The organism is Shewanella halotolerans (assembly GCF_019457535.1).
In the GTDB taxonomy this organism is placed as follows: Bacteria; Pseudomonadota; Gammaproteobacteria; order Enterobacterales; family Shewanellaceae; genus Shewanella; species Shewanella halotolerans.
The window spans coordinates 3,077,053-3,098,100 of sequence record NZ_CP080417.1 but is presented as its reverse complement, the minus strand read 5'-3'; the positions used below and the strand labels follow the sequence as shown (position 1 = coordinate 3,098,100).

The window sequence follows — 21,048 nt, the reverse complement described above, 5'->3', positions numbered from 1 at the left end:
CCTCGCTATCGGCTGTAAGTTATTAACGCCAGACATTATACGGCCTGCCACCGGACAAGGGAAACGGCGCCGCAGGATAAATGAGCCCTTGGCGCCAAAATATTCCTTAGGGCTTTATTTGCTTGAGATAGTTAAGCGCCGCCTGATTATGCTCATCCAGCATGAGGACGTTTTCGAAACAGGAGGCGGCGCCGTCGATTTGACCCGCCTGAGCCAGAAATATCCCTAATTTCAACATGACAGGAATGTCCTGCGGGTACTTGTCCAGGTAGTCCAGGTAGATGCCTAGCGCGGCCTGAGGATCGCCACTCAAGTTCAGCGCATGGGCATATTGCGGCAGATATTCGTCGCTGTAGGCGATTATCTTGGCATAGTGCTCTAGGGCCAGCGGCAGTTGGTTGAGCTGCAGGGAAAGCTGAATGATCTGTTTTAGCTCCTCCTCTTGGCGGTCGGCCAAGGGGGTCTTCAGCACGGCATCGAGTGAGGCCTGTAATTGATTCTCCAGTAGGTAACGATAACTGAGTGCCAGGTTGTATAAACGGGCAATCTCGGGATCTTCATCGATATGAGGCGCCGTATATTGCACCATCTTAGTGATACCCAACAAGTGCTTTTGCTGCCTGAGTAACTGTAGTTTTTTAAAGGCGTTATCCATGATTGGGGCGGTACGCTCAGCCGAATGATCGATATATTCCTTGACGACAAACAAGGCATCAAAGGTCTTCTGGCACTCGGTAAGCATTTCTTGCTCTGCGGCTGACAGCTTTTGATACTGCTGGGGATGTCGTTCCTGCCAAAGTAACGCGCGGCCCCACTGCTTATCCTGAGCCCATCTTTGGCACAGTGGCTCTACCTCGACTTTCTTTTGATATTCGGCTAGGCGAGACTCAGTTCTCTCGATCGCCGATTGGACCTGCTCCAGTAGCTGCTCGCTCATCTCTTTGAAGGCGCTGTAGTAGATGCGCGTGCGCTTGTTGATCTCTTCTTGGGACCAGTCATCGGATTGTTGGGTAGATAAGAAATGACTGAATTCGTAGTAACCGTAGAATTTAATCAGGCTTGCTAGCACCTTGTGTTCTTTATTGATGCTCTGCTCGATGCTTTCCAGCTTGTTAGCGAGCTGCGCGATGCGTTCATTTGTCCTTTCTTTCTCCAGTTTACCAATGATGGCCAGCGCGTCACTATTCTTGCTATTGAGCTGTATTAAAGCCTGTCGAGCTGTGGTCAACTCTTTGAGAGTACGAGTGAAATGCGCCACCCACTCGGCGTCGCTCGCAAGGTGTGCCTCTGGTGCGAGTAGATGTCGCTGGACGGCATCTATCTGTGTGAGGGCGATAGTATCTGCCGGGTGATGTTCGATACCTTTCACCTTGGCTGCATCGGCGGATAGATTGATATAGTTAGCTTGCTGGGGGTGAGAGGCGATAAGATCCTCGGTCGCGCCGATCGCCTGCAATAACTGCATTGGGGTCTCGGCCATCTCTCCTGAATAGGTTTCAACCCATTCCATGACGGCGCCCAAATTTGGTCCAAGGCTGGCAGCATAGGTGCCCGAGGTGTGGCTGGCGCCCGTTTGGGAATGACAGAAGTCGACGCCGCTGAGCAATATCTGGCTAAATCCCATCTCCCGTGCAATTTCCATCGCACTATTGATCACGGTCGGACCTATGGATTGAATATTCTTGTCTTTGGCAAAATCATTCCAGGGATAGCGCGGTCCTGTGTATAGGCAAGCGCCACGCCACTGCCCCAAGATCTGCGGGGTTACATGGTATGAGCAGATGAGTAGGGTGTCATGGGGCAGCGACATCATATCCTTGTTGACATCGAAACTGACGGACTGAGGGTCGACCGAGACGACGATATCGGGCTTGATGGCCAATCGATTGAGTTTACCTATGACACGTGATGCGGCGATGATGACCAGCTTGTCGCTGTTTTCTTTTATCCATTCAACGTGAGTATCCAACGAAGGGCCACCCCCTAGGATGATACAGCTCTTGCCTCTGAATTTATCCCTTAAAATCGATGCCGGTCTCAGGGTTTCCGCGACATTTTTCAGTTGAGTCTTGACGAAGATTTTTTGGGTGAAGCCTATGCTATTCTCGAAATAAGCCTGTCTGACGGCGTTGTCTATTTGGGCGTGTAGCCAACTATAGCTATCGAGATAGTTACCGTCAGCCGCAACGGATCTATGTAATTTAAATTGCTGCTTTACGATGAATAAATTGTTCTCATAGGATTGAATTAAAGTCGAAAACTGTTCTAGGGAAACGACCTGAATAGCATCAGAAAGAGTCGAGGGGATCTCGATAGAGAGTAGAGATAAGATCTCATCGAGTTCGACAAAGATGTACTTGCTACCCGTGGGGGTGGTTTGCTCCATCACATAGTTTGCCAGTAGGCCAGAGTCTAGCCCAGCAATGATATGCAGTGTATCCGGGGTTGATAACGCTTTTTTGAGTTTATTGTCGAAGAGGGTCGTCGAATCGATTTTTTCGAAGGTGTTGCGGTTGACGCTTGGTAAGTAATATTCACCAAACTGGCTGACGGCAAAGGTATTGGTTATTTCAGATTGATTGTTCTGCATTGCACCCTCAATTCGATGTTTTTAGACAATTTATTGACACTCTGGCCGACTTTTGCCGATTTAAATCCCTGCATGGCTTAGAGTCTGACTCAAATACGACACAAGTGCGATGTTAATCTGGGATTAATCTGATATGAATGCGAGTTTTATGCCAGCCAGCCTGTAGTAAGTATTTGAGGTAGAAGAGGATTAAAATTTAGCCAAAATGAGACCACTTAGGGACTTGTTGAAAAATAAGGTTAGACATTAGATATTAAGTTACTAAGATTAAAGATGTTTATTACATATTGATCGGGGCTGGCCTTTTTAGGGGCATTGTCTGTTGGACGTCTGAGTTCTGAAAGGTATGGTATGAAATTTGCCTAACATGATTGGCTATTAAAATTAGTCGCAGGCTCGTAACCGACGGCGTGCTTAAATAATTGTTTATTTTTGTGATGCTGCTTTTAATGTGAATATGGAGCGTTAATGTTCGATAATAAATCTATCCTGATCACAGGTGGCACCGGCTCTTTCGGTCAGAAGTATACTAAGACCATATTGGACCGATACAAGCCAAAGCGTTTAATCATTTTGTCTCGTGATGAATTAAAACAGTATGAGATGCAGCAGAAATTTAACGCGCCTTGTATGCGTTATTTCCTTGGTGATGTGCGTGATGGCGACAGGTTGATGCAGGCGTTTAAAGAGGTCGACTATGTCATTCACGCCGCGGCGATAAAGCAGGTGCCTGCCGCCGAGTACAATCCGACCGAATGTATCAAGACAAATATTCATGGCGCAGAAAACGTGATCCGCGCGGCAATCGCGAACAATGTCGATAAAGTGATCGCGCTATCGACAGATAAGGCTGCCAATCCGATCAACCTCTATGGCGCAACCAAGTTAGCCTCTGATAAGTTATTTATTGCAGCCAATAATATGGTTGGCAGTGGTAAGACCCGTTTTGCGGCGGTGCGGTATGGTAATGTCGTCGGCTCTCGTGGCTCTGTGGTCCCGTTTTTTAAGCAGCTGATTTCTGAAGGGGCCAAATCGCTTCCCATCACTCATCCGGATATGACGCGGTTTTGGATCACCTTGCAAGATGGGGTCGATTTCGTACTGAAAAATTTCGAGCGCATGCAGGGGGGCGAGATCTTTGTGCCTAAGATCCCTTCCGTGCGAATCGCCGATCTGGCTAAGGCTTATGGTCCCGATCTTGACCTCGATATCGTTGGGATCAGGCCGGGTGAAAAGATGCATGAAATCATGTGTCCGGCAGATGACTCACACCACACCTTAGAGTTTGATGATCATTTTGTTATCACACCCAGCATTCGATTTTTTGGGCGTGAAACAGACTTTTGTACCAATGCCTTAGGAGAGAAAGGCAAGTTAGTTGAGATGGGCTTTGAGTACAATTCGGGCACGAACCCACATTTTCTCACAGGTGATGACATCATTCAGCTGGATACCAAGGCATGATCCCTTACGGAAGACAAGATATCAACCAACAGGATGTTGATGCGGTTGTCGAGGTATTGTCATCGAACTGGTTGACTCAAGGGCCTAAGGTGCCAGCCTTTGAGCAGGCTGTGTGTGAGTATACCGGCGCTAAGTTTGCTGTGGCGGCAAACAGTGCAACTTCGGCTTTGCATATAGCTTGCCTAGTGCTTGGTGTCGGCCCTGGCGATAGGGTGTGGACATCGCCGATCACCTTTGTGGCATCGGCTAACTGTGCACTTTATTGCGGCGCTCAAGTTGATTTTGTCGACGTCGACCCCAACACAGGTAACATGTCTCCAGAGGCGTTGAGATCTAAGCTCATTGAGGCTAAGCGTCAGGGGACCTTGCCTAAGGTGGTGATCCCAGTTCATCTGTGTGGTCACAGCTGTGATATGGCTGCCATATTCGAGCTTGGTAAAGAGTATGGATTTAAGATTATTGAAGATGCCTCTCATGGCATCGGCGGCAGTTATCAGGGCCATAAGCTGGGGAGCTGTGGGTACTCGGATATCACGGTTTTCAGTTTTCATCCGGTAAAAATAATTACCAGTGCCGAAGGTGGAATGGCACTGACCCGGAGTCGATTATTGGCCGATAAGATGGCGCTCTTTCGAAGTCACGGGATTCGCCGGGATCCAGATACTATGTTGCGACCCGACGAGGGAAAGTGGTACTACGAGCAACATGAGCTGGGTTTCAATTACCGTATGACAGATCTGCAGGCGGCTCTGGGCTTCTCTCAACTCAAACGCTTGGATGAATTTGTCTCTAAGCGTAATCAGTTGGCCGAATATTACACTCAAGCATTGGCAAAGCAGCCTGTTGTAAGCGTAGAACCACTGCTTGGCAGCGTCAGCGCCCGCCATCTATACATGATACGTTTAAAGCAAGCAGAGCGGCGTCGAGAAGTGTTCGATAGCATGCGAGAGCGAGGTGTGCAGGTCCATGTGCACTATTTCCCGGTGCATTTGCAACCCTATTACTTGGAGCTCGGCTTCAAAGCGGGTGACTTTCCCTGTGCTGAGCAGTTTTATGAAGAGATCTTGACCTTACCACTCTTTCCAGCGTTGATTGAGCAGGAAGTGGAATATATATGCTCAGGCATTGCGGAAATAATGAGTACGGAGAGTCTATGAAGGTGGTGATTTTAGCGGGGGGATTTGGCACCCGTTTAAGTGAGGAAACAGCGATACGCCCCAAGCCTATGGTGGAAATTGGTGGCAAGCCGTTGCTATGGCACATTATGAAAATCTATTCCGCTCACGGGTTAAATGATTTCATCATATTGTGCGGCTATAAGGCTGAGATCATTAAACAGTATTTTAATGATTACCATTTGCTTGGCTGCGATCTTACCCTTGATTTTGCGACCGGTGAGCGCATTGTACATGATGCCGCGCCGGTACCTTGGCGCGTCACCTTGGTTGATACCGGAATAAACACTATGACCGGGGGCCGTCTAAAGAAAGTTGCTGATTTGTTGAGTGAGGAAGAGGCTTTTTGCATGACCTATGGTGATGGACTCGCGGATATTGATATCTCGGCAGCAATTGACTTTCATCTCAGTCATAAGAAATTAGCCACTTTGACCGCAGTCGTGCCTCCTCCTCGCTTTGGGGGGTTGACTCTGGATGGTGCCAAAGTAACCAGATTTGATGAAAAACCGGCAAATGAAGGGGGGCGTATTAATGGTGGATTCTTTATTTTGTCACCCCAAGTGCTGAAGTTTATTGATGGTGAAGGTACTTCTTGGGAACAGGAGCCGCTGCGACATTTGACCGATGTGGGAGAGTTGATGGCCTATGTGCATAACGGATTCTGGCAACCTGTAGATACTCTTAGGGATAAAATGCATCTGGAATCCTTGTGGAATTCAGATACGGCTCCTTGGAAGGTGTGGTAGATGAAGAGATCGTTCTGGCAAGGGAAGCGTGTTCTTGTCACTGGCCATACAGGCTTCAAGGGAAGCTGGCTGACGCTGTTATTGCATGCCCGCGGGGCTCAGGTATTTGGTTATTCAGATAGAGTCGAACCCGGTGGCCTGTTTGATATCGCATCACTTTCATCGGTTTGTGATCATCAACTCGGTGATATTAATGATGACCAGCAGTTGAGCGAGAGAGTGAAACAGGTGAAACCGGATGTCGTTTTTCATCTGGCGGCTCAGCCTTTGGTATCTGAAGGTTATAAGTTGCCGATTTTGACGCTGGAAACCAATATTCTCGGTACGGCCAAGTTACTGGATAACTTCCGTCAATGGGAGTCGAGACTGGCGATAGTCGTCATCAGCTCGGATAAATGTTATCGGCCGGGTATGCACACTAGAGGATTTGTCGAGTCAGATCCCTTAGGCGGAAATGACCCATATTCATCTTCTAAGGCTGGTTGTGAGCTCGTCGTAGAGTCCTATTACGCTTCTTTCCTGCAACAACAGCCGATGACTGGTGTGGCGTCGGCCAGAGCTGGTAATGTTATCGGTGGTGGTGATTATTCAGCCAACAGAATCGTACCAGACATAGTGGACGCCATCATTCGGAATGAGGGAATTGCGCTGCGGAATCCTTCGGCTGTGCGTCCTTGGCAACATGTGCTTGATGCGCTCTATGGTTATTTGTTGCTGGCGGAAAAGCTCTTTGAAGATCCAGATGAGTATTCGGGGCCTTGGAATTTTGGTCCCGCTCCCGAAGACGCCTGTACCGTAGAGGAGTTAGTAACTCGTTGCTATTCGCAGATGTCTCTGAGCTTTAGCTGCGAGGCTCAAAACCTTGGTTTCAGTGAGACTGAAATCTTGTTGCTGGACAGTAGTAAGTCGAAAAATAGCTTAAATTGGCTGCCACGCTGGTCACTGGATATAACCATCAAGCGTTTATTGGAATGGTATATAGGTGTGGCGAATAAAGCCGACCCCAAGGCACTTACAGAAAAACAGATAGCCGATTATCTTGCACTAGAGGATGCGCTGCATGAGTAGGTTGGAAGAATTACATCGAGAGATTTTGAATCTGGTTCGTGAATATGCCGAAATAAAATATCAAGACAGGCTTTTCATTGCTGGTGAAAATTATATCCCCGTTTCTGGTAAGACGCTGGATGGTAACGAGATAAGCTCTATGGTTGAGGCTAGCCTAGATGGATGGTTAACTACCGGAAGGTTTAATCAGTTATTTCAGCAACGGCTGGCACAGTGGATCGGTGTTGAGCACCTTTTGACAACGGCTTCAGGTTCTGCCGCCAACTTGTTAGCATTTTCAGCCCTGACTTCGCCCAAGCTGGGTGACAGAGCGATTAAACCGGGTGATGAAGTTATCACTGTTGCTGCAGGGTTTCCAACCACTGTTAATCCTATTGTTCAGAATAATGCCGTCCCAGTGTTTGTCGATATTGATCCAGAGACTTTGAACATTGATGCTAGCCTACTTGAGGACGCGCTGAGCCCTAAAACAAGAGCCGTTATGATCGCTCATACCTTAGGGAATCCGTTCAATTTGGCTGCGGTGAATAATTTTTGCCAACAACATGGATTATGGCTTATTGAGGATTGTTGTGATGCTCTGGGAAGTCAATATGAAGGGCAGCATGTAGGGACATTTGGTGATATTGCCACATTGAGCTTTTATCCTGCGCATCATATTACCATGGGAGAAGGGGGGGCCATTTTTACCCGCTCTAAGAAGCTCGCTAAGATAGTCGAGTCATTCAGGGATTGGGGGAGAGATTGTTATTGTGAGCCTGGGGCCGATAATAGCTGTAAAAGGCGATTTGACTGGCAACTTGGTGACCTTCCTTATGGTTATGATCATAAGTATATATATAGTCATATGGGTTATAACTTGAAGATCACAGATATGCAGGCGGCATGCGGGTTGGCACAATTGGATAAGTTGGATGGATTTTGTGAAGCGCGCCGACATAACTTTGCTTTTCTTTCGGCTAGATTGGCCTCAATTCCCGGGATAGAAACAGGTAAGGCCACGGCAGACAGTGACCCATCTTGGTTTGGGCTCCCCATTACGCTGAAGGGGGCGTTATCGGGGCGTCGTCAGGAGTTTGTGTCGGCTCTGGAAGCCGCTAGGATTGGTACTCGATTACTGTTTGCGGGCAATTTAACAAAGCAGCCCTATTTTGAAAGCGTCAACTACCGTGTTGCAGGAAGCCTGCAATATACTGACCAAGTGATGAACAATACGTTTTGGCTCGGTGTTCATCCCGGCCTCACCGCTAGTATGCTTGAGTATGTCGTTGAAACTATTTCAAGCCTGTCGCGGAGGTTAATTGACTAAACGCTTGGTTATCACAGGTGCCGGAGGATTTCTTGGTGGCCACTTAGTGAAAGCGGCTAAGGTTCAGGGATTCCAAGTATTGTCGATACAGCGCCGGCAAGAGGGGGATGCTCTGGCATTTGACTCTCCCGAGCTGGAAATAAGACTGTCGGACTTTGCTCCTGATGCCGTGGTTCATCTGGCCGCGGCATATGGAAATGAGGCTAAAGGTGCTGGATTTAATGCCAACCTTATGCTGCCACTGAGATTACTTAACTGGACGACTAGCCAGCGCAATGTTAAGTTCATTGCCACCGGCAGTTTCTGGCAGTTTGGCGATCAGGAGTGCAGTGCTGCGGTTGATTATTACAGCGCCAGCAAACAAGCCTTGGCGGTATATTTGGAATACTTCCGACAAAGGGAGAAACTTGAAGCTTATCAGTTGGTATTATCCTCCACCTATGGCCCCGGGGATACCAGGGGGAAGCTGGTCGATTACTTAATTCATCAGGCGCACTCCGGTTTGCCTGCCAAGCTTGGGGATTCAGGTAAACGCTTTTCGTTGACGGATGTCAGAGATGTCGTGAGTGCTATCATGAGCCTGATAAATTCTCCCGTTCAATTGCCTCAAGTCAGTTATCGGGTCAGGCAAGAACACCTCTATAGTTTCAACGAGTTATCGGCGATGTTGGCTAAACTGGGCCATCCATTGCAACTGAATTTTAATCTTCATCAGAGCGAAACCGTTGAGATCGCTTTGCCTGCTGACAGCCTGCTTCCTCCCCTTCCAGGTTGGTCCCCCCGCTATCAACTTGAGGATTATGTCAGGCAGAAGCTCAAGGATTTGCATTCGGCAGCATCTTGAGGCAGAGGATAAGGTGCCGAAGAGTGACTCATTTGGGGCTTGGTACCTATGGTGGTCAGTTGCTGCTCAAGTAAAGAAGCTTGTTGCAGATAATAATTGGCGGCCTTTGAAAATCCCTGAGTAACCATCTGGCTGGCATAGTGTTTGGCGAGCTTGAGGTTGTTTGAGGCCGCGCCATAAATGATATCTTTGTCGGTAATGGCGTGTTCGGAGATGAAATCTGTTTTCATCTTAATAACCTCTTTCAGAGCGACTTGGTCCCTTACACACCTGTGGGTTTCATTCTCGGCATGCTGACGATATAGCAGAAGGGGCTCTTTGATGTAGAGTACCTGATTGGCCGCTGCGCTCATTTGCAGCCAGGCATGCCAATCGGTACAAAATGCCTTGCTTTCATCGAACCAGCCAATGCCTTGTAGTAAGTCTCGTTTAAACATGCAGGCTGATAAAGGATAATTGTTTCCTTTGAGGAAAATTTCAGCTTGTCGCTGTCCCGAGATCATAGCCGAGGTCTGGTAAAAAGGTGTTTTCTTGATCCGCTGGCCCTCAACAAGAAAATCATATTCAAAGAATATTGCTTGCACGTCCGAGGTCTGTGCGGCCTGCTTTAATTGGCTCAATGCCGAGGGCAGCAGAAGATCATCTGAACACAGCATGATGATCCAGGGAGTATCTGCAGCTTTCACTACTGTATTCCAGTTTGATGCCATGGGAATGGTCGAATCTTGGCGCAATACTCTCAATTCTGGCTGGTGACGGAAGGTGTCGATCACGCTAAGGCTGTCGTCGTTTGAGGCATTGTCTGATACTAAAACCTGTACGCCATCAAGGTTCTGGCTGAATACAGCGTCGAGTGTCTGGCCGAGTAACTTTCCATGATTGAAGTTCGGGATACAAATAGTGATTGTTGGGGACATTAGATGATCCCCTCGCCAACTTTTCGATTTGATGTGGCATAAACCGGGGCACACCACTGTCGATCGTAAGATGAGTAATGTACGCCACTATCCTGATTTTTTTGATTTATTCGAGCCCGGATTATTGAACCGTACTCAAATGCTTCATTGACCAGTGTTGCGGGATAATCTGGCAGATCCACCATGGAGCCGTAACTGCCATCATAATCTGAGGAGGTCGCGATGAGCCAATTTGCATCACGAGCTTTATCGAAGAAGGGCGTTCCCTGCAGCGGTGTATTAATGGATAGGGAAAACTCCTGTATGTAGCCTTCGGCATGCAACTTTTCTATTGTGTTTAAAGATTCAATATCCGATTTGTAGTTCGCGCCGACGGTTCCGACAGACATGGTGCCATAGACTTTAATACCCAGTTCTTTGCAATCGTGCAGCACGTCCAGTAATCGGGCGACATTACTCTTGGATCTGAACTTGGATATATGTTGCATTACCGACTCGTCCAGGCTCTCAAGGCCGATGCGGATTTTGTAATAGCCGGCCGCTTTCATTAACTTCAATGTCTCTGTATCGAGAGTGTCATAATTGCCCATGCAATTGAATTTTAGTGTTTGATGTAATCCTTCATCTATCAGGCGTTGGCACAAGGCTCTGAGATAATTTCGATTAATCGTATGGGCCTCTTCATTAAAGAAAATGCCCTGTAAATCAGGAATGCTCTCTTGCAGCAGCTTAATTTCGGCTATCACATTATCGAGATCTCGGACTCTATGGTTGGGCTTACCATAGTACACGTTGGCGACCACGCAAAAATTGCACATGACTGGGCAGCCCCGGGTCACCCACATCTCAACTTCATTGTATTCCGAGCCATATAAACGGCAATAATCTCGGCGCTTTATATCTTCGTTTTCGGGAAACGGCAGTGAATTGACGTCCAATAAATTCCGGCGGCTATTTGGGTAGATACCTTCAACGCTCTCTGATAAACCCGAAGTAATCAGTTCCGTTATTGATTCTTCAAACTCGCCGATAGCAACAAAGTCAGCACCGTTTGCCAAAGCATCTTCCGGGGTGGCTGTGGCTTGGGGGCCACAAATGATTATCTTTAGCAATGGTAGGTCCTGCTTTAATGTGCGCAAGATAGTCATCTGTTTACGATAGATAATGGAATCGACTTCTACTATTAAAATGTCGGGTCTGAGTCGGTTGAGCAATGTGATATATTCGTCACTGTCAACACCGAAGTAATTCATGTCTACAAATTTGACTCTGTGGTCGCTGTCACGTTTCAACATGGCAGTAAGATATGACAGGTTAAACGGATAAAAGGTTGTCACTTTATACTGGCCCGAGCTTCCGCTCCATCTGCTGGGGAAGTAGTCTATTTGTTCCCCTGTTTCGGTTCGTCCTACGGGAGTCGTTACCAGAATGAACATTTTTAATCCTTAGGTGCTTTGACCAGCAAGTAAGAGTGCTTTGATTTTTTGTATCAAAATTGACATACCGTTTGAACCAGCAAAAAGTGAGCCAGCTTTTTCGGATAATTGTCTCATTTGTTCGGGTGAAGATTGCAAATGAGTCAGGTAGTTAACCGCTTCTTCTGTAGTATGACTCACAAGGCAGGCATCTGTTTCAGCAAGGGATGCTAACTCATCTTCATCACAAATTTTTTGGGCAGGCAGCAGGATCACAGCGGCTTCTCTGGCCATAGACTCAAACAAGGAGAGACCATAGCAAGTTACGACTATCTTGGCTTTTGCTATCAGCGTCGCGAGATTGGGTGGGTTGACCATCAGCGCTATCTTCTCTATTCCCGCTAATTCAGGGGAGGGGGCGAGCGGTCCTTGAACCCAAATATAGCGCCAATCAGGGCTCAGCGTTTGCTGTATGGCTTTGGGTAGTGACTGGCCAAAACCAAGCGCGTCGCTGCCTCCTGTTAATATGAGCACCAAGTTCTCTTTCGTCTCTTGGGGCACAGGCTCAAAGAGATAATGATCCCAGCCGAAGCTTAATTTGGGATCCTGCAAGCGAGTGAAGAAACTGGGAACGAAAAGCAGTTCGGCAAAGGGAAGCAGGGAAGACATTTTATCCATTGCTACGATAGATGTGCCTTGGTGTTGCATTTGCTTGCATACAGGCAATAAGGTCGTTTCGTCGATATAAGAAGGATGGAAATCTAATATCAACAGTTGGTTGTTGTCATTGCTTAGCCGAGAAATCAGTTGTGATTCGTGCTCCAGCCAGCAAATTTTTGTATGAAGCCATGGCAGTTCACAGGCTTGGCCTACAACAAAGATCTCTGTACCTGTACCTAATTGCTCCTGTAACGCCTCCGCGATGAGGGCGCAGCGTCTCAAGTGACCTAAGCCTATTGATGGACCAATATGACAGTAGAGGCTGATATTGGCATAGTGTTGTTCAGGGCGTTTTTGTTGCACATGGTCGTTAATTGCTTTCAATTCGGGTTCATCTAACAGTAGCTGCTGTACCCCTAGCAGATCGACGATGGAGTTGGCATCATTGTCCTGATACCAACGTCGATATGTCTCCGCCATAAAGCGATAGTCTGCCTGGGTATCTACAGATATTCTGTGTTTGACCTGTGAGTAATCTGCACTGTCGTCAATGGCCAGCGTATCGAGTATGGGAGTAATTCTATCGGCATAGCCCACATGTTCTCTGGACATGGCACATTGGCTGGCGGCCATTAATTTATTCCAACCACTGCGACTATAAAAGGCCAAGCCTTCGTGTAAGCTCTGGACCCCATCTTTTAGTGTGATGCTGTCTTTGTCTGAATGCTTAAGCGCCTTTAGCCCATGGTCAATAAACTCGGGATCGATTAGCGGGCAGTCTCCGCAGACGTAGAGGATATAGTCCGGGTTTTGTCTTTGAATAATGTTATCGAGCCTTGCCATTAGGTCGTTGACATCGCCTTCATAGGGATGACATTCCACCCGATGTTCTTTTGCCCAATTCAGCAGTGGACGATTAAAATTATCTGCTGTGGTAGCCAGTTCGAGACTATTGACCTCATTGCATCGCATCAGTCGGCGCCAAATATGGCTAATCATAGGTTCGCCGGCCAGTGGCAATAAGTGCTTGCCCGCCAGACGACTGGAATTGAGCCTGGCCCCTACAATGGCGAGTGTCTTGGTCATGTGCAAGTTTCCTCTTTGAGATATGTGTTTGACTTAGGCGAGTCAGTGTCCAGAACCACTGGACTGATGCATATTTCGAAATCCAACAGTTGCCCATTGGGTTTGAGGGTTTCGTCGGCTTCGGTCAAAGAAAACCACAGGCGATTTAGGTATTGTTCATCGATTTTTTTACTGGAAATCATAGGCAAGGCTGCGCAACGAGCCGGATCCCAGTCAATACGTATGCCCTTGAACTGGTTCCCAAAGCAGATGGCGCCGGCCGTCGCTCCCAGAGCGCTGGATGATGAGACGATGGAGGAAATTGGTGCGCCTTGGTCCATGTCATGGGTTATTTGAAAAAATTCATCCTCATAGCCGCCGAGACGGGTTTGATACCAGGCTCGCTGCTGACAATCGAGCAGGGTCATGAAGCCTAAACGTACCGAGGCTTCTGGGCGGCAGGTTTCTTCAAAGTGGAAGCCCGTATAGAGGCGTTCGTCTTCTAGCCGATACCATTTCACGACCGCACCGCTATTGAGTGCTTGGCGGCAATAGATGACCAGACAGCCATCTTGCTCTCCCAACTGGTACTCCACCCTGTTGAGATCGGCCACTCTGTCGCGGTCTCGAAAACGTTCCAGCAGGAGGTGATTGCTGTAAAAATCTGCACCATAGCTGATGTGGTCGAAGTGCCCATGGGATAGGGTACCGACAACCGCTTCAAAGTTGTGGCTGGCAAAGGCGAGCGTTTCAATTGCCAGACCGCGGTTGCCGTTAAGTATCAGTCTTATCTTGGGGGTTTGCACTTCCAGACGGCGCCTGGCTTCATCATAATGAACACGCAGATCTTTATCATCATGCCAGGCGGCAAATGTTGGTGCTACAGAAGCCATCTTGGTTAACGTCAGTGCATCATAACGAGTTTGGGTTAAGTGGGTTCTCAGATCACTGGCCCAGAGTCGGCACAAGCATCGCCAACACTCGTCGTCTGTATTTTGTTGTGACTTGAGTTCGGCTAACTTGCGATAACAAATACTATTGAGCAGGAGGTCATTGCGGCCGCTCAGAGCCCAGCGGGTTATATTGTATTTGGCCTGTTTCTTGACCGAGACAGGGTAGTGGGCATTGGTGAGTGGCAAGGAAAGGGTGTCTGCCTTTTTCGCCAGCAGCTTGGAGGGAAGACGCCAACAGTAGTTATCCATAGCATCGAGGGTAACGAATAACTGTTCAACTCGTTGCCATTCGCCGCTTATTTGTTCTGCTTCGGTATGGTATCGCCCAGGGCGGAAATCAAAAACTTCTGCGTCGCTGCCATATACAGGAAATGCCACAGTGTCGGGTTTTAACACCTTAAGTAAATACTGCAGATAATCTTCCAGAGTTAGTTCGCCGTGAACATAGCGCTGAAACTTCTGAAAGGCGATGGCATGATTCCAGATAACTTTGATATGGCGGCCACTGGCGCTCTTTAGTGACTGAGGCTGCATCAAGAGTTCTTTTTGCCAATCTGGGTTATGAGAAAAGGGGTTGTCCCATTCCACCACCACTGCTTCGAAGCCTGCATCTATGTAGACATCGAGTAACCCGGCAGAAACCGCTTGCTCATTGAGATAAGCCACTTTGGGAAGGACGCCCAATAGGCGTTGATAGCTGTCTTGCCCTAGTTTTAGGTTGGCACTATTGACCTCGGCCGGGATCAGTGGCCCTATGATCTGGCTGTCACCACTGGCGATCAGCTCGCAGTGACCGGACTGTAGCAGTGCCTTGAATTGTTCGATCCAGGCGGGGGCTACGGTATTGATACACTCAAGAGTGTAGGCCGTCAGCTCCAAGCCAACAGGAATACCAAGCTCTGCGATTTTTAGTAGTGGCCAATAACAGCGTTCAACCACCTCGACATGCTGTTCCTTTTCAATAGAAGAAAAGGCCAGGTTGAGGTGAAATACAGTGTACAGAGCGGTATTCATGAGCCGGCAGCCTCATATACCACTTGAATTTTAGACAGTGCATCATAGGTACGGTCGATGGCGGATTGCTTGTCATCGGCGCAGGCGATGGCGAATCCGGCCCTCTGGGTGTGGTTAGCTATTGGCTGAATAATATCTCCAGGGGCGATGAAGAGCTTGAGCATCTCGATGCCCTGGACGGCTCTGGCATCGGCTTCTCCGCTTATCATCTTAACCTTGCCTTGTGGTAGGTCCAGGTAGCGAATGGCGACGGCCTGCTGATTGTTTGGGGTGACTTCAGCGTCGGTTAAAGGTTCGCCTAGGGCCAGTTTTATCGCTTTTTCGACAAAGTTGACCCCGGAGGCGAGGGGGATTTGGGTGGTGGAAAAGAAACCACCAGAAAGCCTGCCGGCTATCTCGATCACCTTAGCGCCCTGGGATGTATACACCATATCGCCCTTGGCTACCCCCTGATTGATGTTAAGCGCCGCTGCCGCTTTTTCTACCGTTTCGATCACTTCGGCTTTGATCTCTGGGCTGACGCCAGTTGGGGCCTCGCCACCATTTTCGATGATGAAAGGTTTAGTACGCTCCAACCACTCATAGTTACGATCGGCAAATCCTAAGGTGTGGCAACGTCCGTTATCGATTAGGGTTTCGGTGCTAAACTGCGGCCCGGCTAAGTATTCTTCCAGCATTACTCTGTCAGTGGGTGACTCTTTGGCCGCCAATGACCAGGCCTGCTTTAGTTTATCAATACTCTCTATGAGTTGTACCCCGCGTGCTCCGCGACTGTCTACGGGTTTTATTATCAGCGGGAAACCTATGGCCTGTGCCCGTTCATGTAGCGTGGAAATATCGGAAACATCGGCAAAATGGGGGATGGGGACTCCCTGTGCCGCGAGTCTGGTCTTCATGGCGAGCTTATCCGAGACCCAGAAGGCTGACTCCAATGATAGACCAGGCAGTCCTAGGGCATTACTGACAACGGCTACGCTGAGGGGCACATCGGCACACATGGCTATCACCCCATCCACACCGACACCCTGTTTCATTAGCTGTTGAACCTTGGTGAGGATCCCCTCACCGTTGTATGTACTTTCTATGATCGACCAGTCTGCCATGGCCAGTCCCGGTGCCGTTGGATTGCCGTCGGCGATAATAAGCTTTAGACCCATGGACTTAGCAATGCGTATGCCTTCACAGGCTTCAATGCCTGCACCTACAATGAGCAAATGTTTGTTTATGTTTGACATCAGTGGGCCCGGGTATCATCTACGTTATGTAGTCTTAGGGTATTTATGCCGTTGTTTCTCAGCCAGGATAGGGCATCAAATATCTCTTTTTCAGAGGCATAAGAGGAAATAAGCACAGTATCGCCGGGTTGCCAGTCGATGTTCGCCGGATCTTGACAGATCCAGTCACCCTGTCTGAGTCCCCATTTGAGTGAGGATGTGTCGGTTAGCCCATCGATATGGCAAGAGGTTAGCAGATTGGTGTTGGCGACCAACTGGCAGGTATGGATGCCGGCGCCCCATAAGAAGATGCGCTGGCTTTGTTGTAACTGCGCAAGCACTGCGTCCAGGCAGCCTTGCCAGTAGCTGACTTCCTTCGCACGGTAACTGTTTAGCCATTGGCGGTTGAGTTCAGGGTCGACCTTGGGGGGATGGTAGTGTCCCTGGTGTTTGGTGCTGGCTAGAATGCCTATGATGGGGGAAAGGTTACTATTGAAGTGTTCCACCACTGACACAGGCGAATAGCCTGCTTGTTGCAGGCTCTGGAGCAGGTTCTCTTTGGTGTAATAGTTGATGTGCTCGAAGGAGAAAAATCCAGGACATAAGCTGTCTGGGTGTGCCATCAATGGCACCTCTACATAGATGAAGCCCTCACCTACCTCCTGTTGAAGCGAACGGCACTTGGCTAGGATGGATTGTGGTGCATAAAGGTGTTCGAGCACATGGGTCAAGAGAATTAACTCGAAATTTTCCTCGGTGTGAAACGCTTCGGCTGAGCCGAGGATACAGTCTACCTGATAGAGGCGTTTGGCCAGTTCTACCGAGGCTGTACCCGGTTCTACCCCTAGTACTCGTTTGACCCCAGCGTCGCGAAAACGCGACAGTGTGTAGCCATCGGAGCAACCAATTTGCAATGCCGAACCTGGCAGTTGACCTATGCCACGTTTGATAAACTGAATCTGTTCATCGAGATCTCTGATCTTGGCCTCGGATGGTTTTTCTGCTCGACCAGGATTGGTGTATACCGCCATGGAGCTATAGAAGGTCATCATCTCGTCAAAGCTGACCGCAGGACTTTGGGACACAGAGCCACAATGGGGACAGACCGAGAAACCTATCTCTCTTGGTGTTAGTCCCGGCAGTGCCCAGGTGGTGGAAAATACCACCTTGGTGGCTGAGTTACAGAGAAAACATTTTCGAATCATCTTGATACCTTAACCGAAGTACATACCACCATTGGCATTGAGTGTTTGGCCACTCAAATAGTCGCCCTGGGGAGATGCGAGAAATAATGCTATGCCACTGATATCTTCAGCGGTGCCAAGGCGTCCAACGGGAATAGCAGCAACTTTTTGTTGGCCAGCCGGGGTATTTAGTTCATTGGCTGTCATCTCTGTAGCCACTAAGCCTACGGCGATAGTGTTTGCATGTATGCCAACATTTGAATAAATCTTAGCGATCGACTGGGTTAAATTGATCAACCCAGCTTTGGCCGCGGCGTAATGCACCTGATTGAAGCCGCCCCATTGACCGCCTACGGAACCTATGTTGATGATGCGGCCAAAACCCGTGTTTCTCATGAATGGAATACAGGCCTGAGCCAATAGAAATGGCCCCCGGAGGTTGGTATCCAGCATTTGGCTGAAGTCCTCTGGAGTGATCTCCTCGAAGGGCTTTTCCTGGGCGATGGCGCCATTATTGATGAGTATATCTATACCTGTGCCGAAGTGTGCTTCGATAGCACTGATACAGCCCTTAATGCTGAGAGGGTTTGATTGGTCTAGTTCAAAGGCGGCGACATGCTCACCGAGAGCTTTTGCCAGTGCTTCGGCTGCTTGCTTTTGATGGCAATAGCTGAATGCAACCCGATAACCCTCATTAGCAAATGTCTTAACAAGGCCTGTACCTATCCCACCAGTGCCACCACTGATAAACACCAGTTTAGTCATCACCCATCTCCTTAGGATTGCCTTGCGCGTCGAAATAGGGCCACATTTTGTGAGTAGGCTGGCCGCCAAGTAGCATTGGGACGACATCATGTCTGGGGTCTATTTCCAAGTGCAGTAGCACAGGGCCATCGAATGCGATAAAGGCTTTGAGGGCAGCCTGTACTTCGTCTTCTACGCCACAGTGAATGGCCTTTATGCCGTAGCCTTTGGCAATGGTAGCAAAGTCAGGGGAGTGCTTGTTACCACAGGCGGTGTCGGTTTCCCAGTTCATTAACTGGAATTGGGACACTAATCCTAGTCTGTGGTTGTCTAACACCACTATTTTGACCTTGAGCCCTAGCTCGGAAATCATGCCGAGTTCTTGAATGTTCATCTGCAGTGAGCCATCGCCCGCGACACACAGTACTGTACTTTGCGGAGAATGTATGGCTGCGCCTATGGCAGTTGGCAAGTCGTATCCCATGGTGCCGTGGCCGGCAGAAGTCATTAGTCTTCGTTGCGGCAAGACAAAGCGAAAATGTCTGGCAACCCAGTGCTGATGCGCGCCGACGCCAGTGGTGACAATGGTCTCTTGCGGTAGTGCTTCGCTCAGGTATTCCAGTACTGCTTTAGGTGCGGCCCCCGGATATGTTGGATAAGGCCACCCCAGAGTTTGACGCCAATTGGCGATCTTTTTTTGCCAAGGACCGAGATCGGCAATCTGTTTACCTGGCAAGGCTTGTTGCAATGCCTGCAATACGGGAGTCAGTTCCGAACACAAACCATTATGATAGGCAATGCGGCTATATTCGAGCTCATTGGCATCAAAATCGACCCGGAAGATGCGTGCCTGTTTGGCGAATTCAGATGTTAAGGTGCCCGTTTGGCGTACATCGAGGCGAGAGCCCAACACCAATAAGAGATCGGCATCGGCAATGGCTTTACCTGCCAGTTGACTGCCTGTGTGCCCATGAAACCCCAGACTGCCGGGATCTTCTGAGTCGAGCGTGCCCACTCCAAGTAGGCTGTGACTCACTGGGGCGGGCCAATAACTGCGAATGGAACTGAGCAACCTGGCGTGTTCGCCAGTGGCCATGCCGTTGCCACAGATAATAACTGGCTGTTTAGCTGTCTGAATGGCTTCGAGTAATTCGCTAATAAATTTCTCATTCGAAGTATCTGTTCTGGCCGATGTCGCAATAGGTTCAATTGTATCGTCAAATACCGCGCGTTGAACATCCATAGGTAGATCTAACGAAACGGGTCCCCTGCGGCCTTCGCAGGCTATTTGCCAGGCTTTGGGGAGGATAGCGACTAATTCTGCAATAGATTTAGGCTGAAACTGTGCTTTGGTTATGGGCTTCATCAATGCTGGGGTATCCACTTCCTGAAACCCAGATTGACGCACAGGTTTGTCAGCCGTCAAGTCGCCGGTACCCACTTGACCGGTGAAGACTAAAAGCGGAATGCTGTCGAAGAAGGCATCGGCAACCGGCGTAAGCACATTGGTGACACCTGGTCCAGAGGTGACGGCTACAACTCCTGGAAGGCCGGTGAGTTTGGCTTGTGCCAATGCTGCATAGCCAGCCCCCTGTTCGTGTTTGGAAGTAAAAACCTTGATACCAAAACGGCCGCAGGCATCTAGTAATGGCGCTATGGTTCCGCCGGGGTAATTGTGCAGCGAACGTATCCCTTGGCTGGCTAAGAAGTGAATAACGGCGTCGGCTGCAACCTTGATGACAGGGTGGTTCATTCATTAACTCCAAAAGTATTTCTGATGTGTCTTAGCGGTCTCAAACCATCTTTGGGATCGGCGCGCCAGTCACGATCTGGGGCTTCGCTGGGGGCTAGCAGTTTGTCGCTCTTACCATCGATAAGCTCGGCTTCGCGGCATTCTGCTATTACCGACTGTATTTGTTGAGGTAGCCAGCAGTGGCCGACGGCGTATTCAGCACCCTGTTCGTCGAGATCTATGTGAAACTCAATGCAATCTGCTTGCCAACGATTGACGGCGCGGCGGATGACGGTCGGTTGAACGCTATGATCAGACCAACCGACCTTGACGCCATAGCGTTCCCGGAAAGTGCCTAGTACTGCAAGGTTACAGTCTGCCATTGGAGTGGGGTAGGCTGAAACGCAGTGTAGCAGCGTGATCTGCTGACATCCCGCCTCTTGCAGGGTCGCGATGGCGTGATCGATCTCCTCCAGGTTTGCCATGCCGGCAGAGATTATTACAGGCTTACCGGTTCTTGCGCAGGCGATAAGCAAATCGTCCCATAGTAATTCATAGGAGGCGATTTTATAAAAATCGACATAGGGTGCCAGTTCTTTGACTGCATCTAAGTAAAAAGGCGTACACGAAAATTGAATGCCATAGCTGTCGCAACACCGTTTAAGCTCGGGTAGAAAACTAACGGGTAACTCCCACTGCTTTCGTGCTCTATGCATCTCGCTTCGATCAAGGATTTCGGGGGCAAATAGTTGATCGATTTTAAACAGTTGAAACTTTACCGCATCACAGCCTATTTCTGCCGATGCCTTGATAAATTCGAAACACCTGTTCAGATCTCTATGATGGTTACTCGAAACCTCGGCAATGAATATAGGTGCTTGTGTTGTCATAATGGCCCGCAATATATTGGTTAGTGTTAATAATGTGAATTTGATAATAACTGCTTTTAAA

At 48.8% G+C, this 21,048-nt stretch carries 16 protein-coding genes; 6 read left to right on the top strand and 10 right to left on the bottom strand.

The window, feature by feature from the left end:
* Positions 1-106: 106 nt before the first annotated feature.
* On the bottom strand, positions 107-2,590 hold the full coding sequence (locus tag K0H81_RS13465; protein ID WP_220058653.1) for a 6-hydroxymethylpterin diphosphokinase MptE-like protein: 2,484 nt from the start codon (positions 2,588-2,590) through the stop codon (positions 107-109).
* 468 nt (positions 2,591-3,058) lie between these two features.
* Between K0H81_RS13465 and pseB the strand changes: the two genes are divergently transcribed.
* Genes pseB through K0H81_RS13435 form a run of 6 tightly spaced genes read left to right on the top strand, consistent with a single transcriptional unit; the run spans position 3,059 to position 9,199 of the window.
* Positions 3,059-4,054, top strand: coding sequence for a UDP-N-acetylglucosamine 4,6-dehydratase (inverting) (gene pseB / locus K0H81_RS13460; protein ID WP_220058652.1), 996 nt, complete (start codon positions 3,059-3,061; stop codon positions 4,052-4,054).
* Entirely contained in the window at positions 4,051-5,211 is a 1,161-nt protein-coding gene (gene pseC / locus K0H81_RS13455; RefSeq protein WP_220058651.1) for a UDP-4-amino-4,6-dideoxy-N-acetyl-beta-L-altrosamine transaminase, read from the top strand. The genes pseB and pseC overlap by 4 nt, the downstream gene beginning before the upstream one ends.
* Positions 5,208-5,978, top strand: coding sequence for a glucose-1-phosphate cytidylyltransferase (rfbF, locus tag K0H81_RS13450; protein ID WP_220058650.1), 771 nt, complete (start codon positions 5,208-5,210; stop codon positions 5,976-5,978). The genes pseC and rfbF overlap by 4 nt, the downstream gene beginning before the upstream one ends.
* Positions 5,979-7,046 (top strand): CDP-glucose 4,6-dehydratase, encoded by a 1,068-nt coding sequence (gene rfbG, locus K0H81_RS13445; RefSeq protein ID WP_220058649.1) that lies wholly within the window; start codon positions 5,979-5,981, stop codon positions 7,044-7,046.
* Positions 7,039-8,355: a lipopolysaccharide biosynthesis protein RfbH gene (gene rfbH, locus K0H81_RS13440; RefSeq protein WP_220058648.1), complete on the top strand. Its 1,317-nt coding sequence runs from the start codon at positions 7,039-7,041 to the stop codon at positions 8,353-8,355. Before rfbG ends, rfbH begins: the two co-directional genes overlap by 8 nt.
* Entirely contained in the window at positions 8,348-9,199 is an 852-nt protein-coding gene (locus tag K0H81_RS13435) for an NAD-dependent epimerase/dehydratase family protein (protein ID WP_220058647.1), read from the top strand. Before rfbH ends, K0H81_RS13435 begins: the two co-directional genes overlap by 8 nt.
* On the opposite strand, the gene K0H81_RS13430 is transcribed toward K0H81_RS13435, so the two are convergent.
* The 9 genes from K0H81_RS13430 to K0H81_RS13390 all read right to left on the bottom strand — a co-directional run bounded on the left by K0H81_RS13430 (position 9,154) and on the right by K0H81_RS13390 (position 20,987).
* Positions 9,154-10,116 (bottom strand): glycosyltransferase family 2 protein, encoded by a 963-nt coding sequence (locus K0H81_RS13430; RefSeq protein ID WP_220058646.1) that lies wholly within the window; start codon positions 10,114-10,116, stop codon positions 9,154-9,156. The genes K0H81_RS13435 and K0H81_RS13430 overlap by 46 nt on opposite strands.
* Positions 10,116-11,552: a B12-binding domain-containing radical SAM protein gene (locus K0H81_RS13425; protein ID WP_220058645.1), complete on the bottom strand. Its 1,437-nt coding sequence runs from the start codon at positions 11,550-11,552 to the stop codon at positions 10,116-10,118. Before K0H81_RS13425 ends, K0H81_RS13430 begins: the two co-directional genes overlap by 1 nt.
* A 9-nt stretch (positions 11,553-11,561) precedes the next feature.
* A complete protein-coding gene (locus K0H81_RS13420; protein ID WP_220058644.1) occupies positions 11,562-13,277 on the bottom strand; it encodes a cytidylyltransferase domain-containing protein in 1,716 nt (571 codons plus the stop codon).
* Positions 13,274-15,223, bottom strand: a complete 1,950-nt coding sequence (locus K0H81_RS13415; protein WP_220058643.1) for a glycoside hydrolase — start codon at positions 15,221-15,223, stop codon at positions 13,274-13,276. The genes K0H81_RS13420 and K0H81_RS13415 overlap by 4 nt, the downstream gene beginning before the upstream one ends.
* Positions 15,220-16,380, bottom strand: coding sequence for an ATP-grasp domain-containing protein (locus K0H81_RS13410; RefSeq protein ID WP_258406293.1), 1,161 nt, complete (start codon positions 16,378-16,380; stop codon positions 15,220-15,222). The genes K0H81_RS13415 and K0H81_RS13410 overlap by 4 nt, the downstream gene beginning before the upstream one ends.
* Before the next feature lie 77 nt (positions 16,381-16,457).
* Positions 16,458-17,642: a methyltransferase domain-containing protein gene (locus K0H81_RS13405; protein ID WP_220058641.1), complete on the bottom strand. Its 1,185-nt coding sequence runs from the start codon at positions 17,640-17,642 to the stop codon at positions 16,458-16,460.
* 9 nt (positions 17,643-17,651) lie between these two features.
* Positions 17,652-18,386, bottom strand: a complete 735-nt coding sequence (locus K0H81_RS13400) for an SDR family NAD(P)-dependent oxidoreductase (RefSeq protein ID WP_220058640.1) — start codon at positions 18,384-18,386, stop codon at positions 17,652-17,654.
* Positions 18,379-20,118: a thiamine pyrophosphate-binding protein gene (locus tag K0H81_RS13395; protein ID WP_220058639.1), complete on the bottom strand. Its 1,740-nt coding sequence runs from the start codon at positions 20,116-20,118 to the stop codon at positions 18,379-18,381. The genes K0H81_RS13400 and K0H81_RS13395 overlap by 8 nt, the downstream gene beginning before the upstream one ends.
* Positions 20,115-20,987: an N-acetylneuraminate synthase family protein gene (locus K0H81_RS13390; RefSeq protein ID WP_220058638.1), complete on the bottom strand. Its 873-nt coding sequence runs from the start codon at positions 20,985-20,987 to the stop codon at positions 20,115-20,117. Before K0H81_RS13390 ends, K0H81_RS13395 begins: the two co-directional genes overlap by 4 nt.
* Positions 20,988-21,048 lie beyond the last annotated feature (61 nt).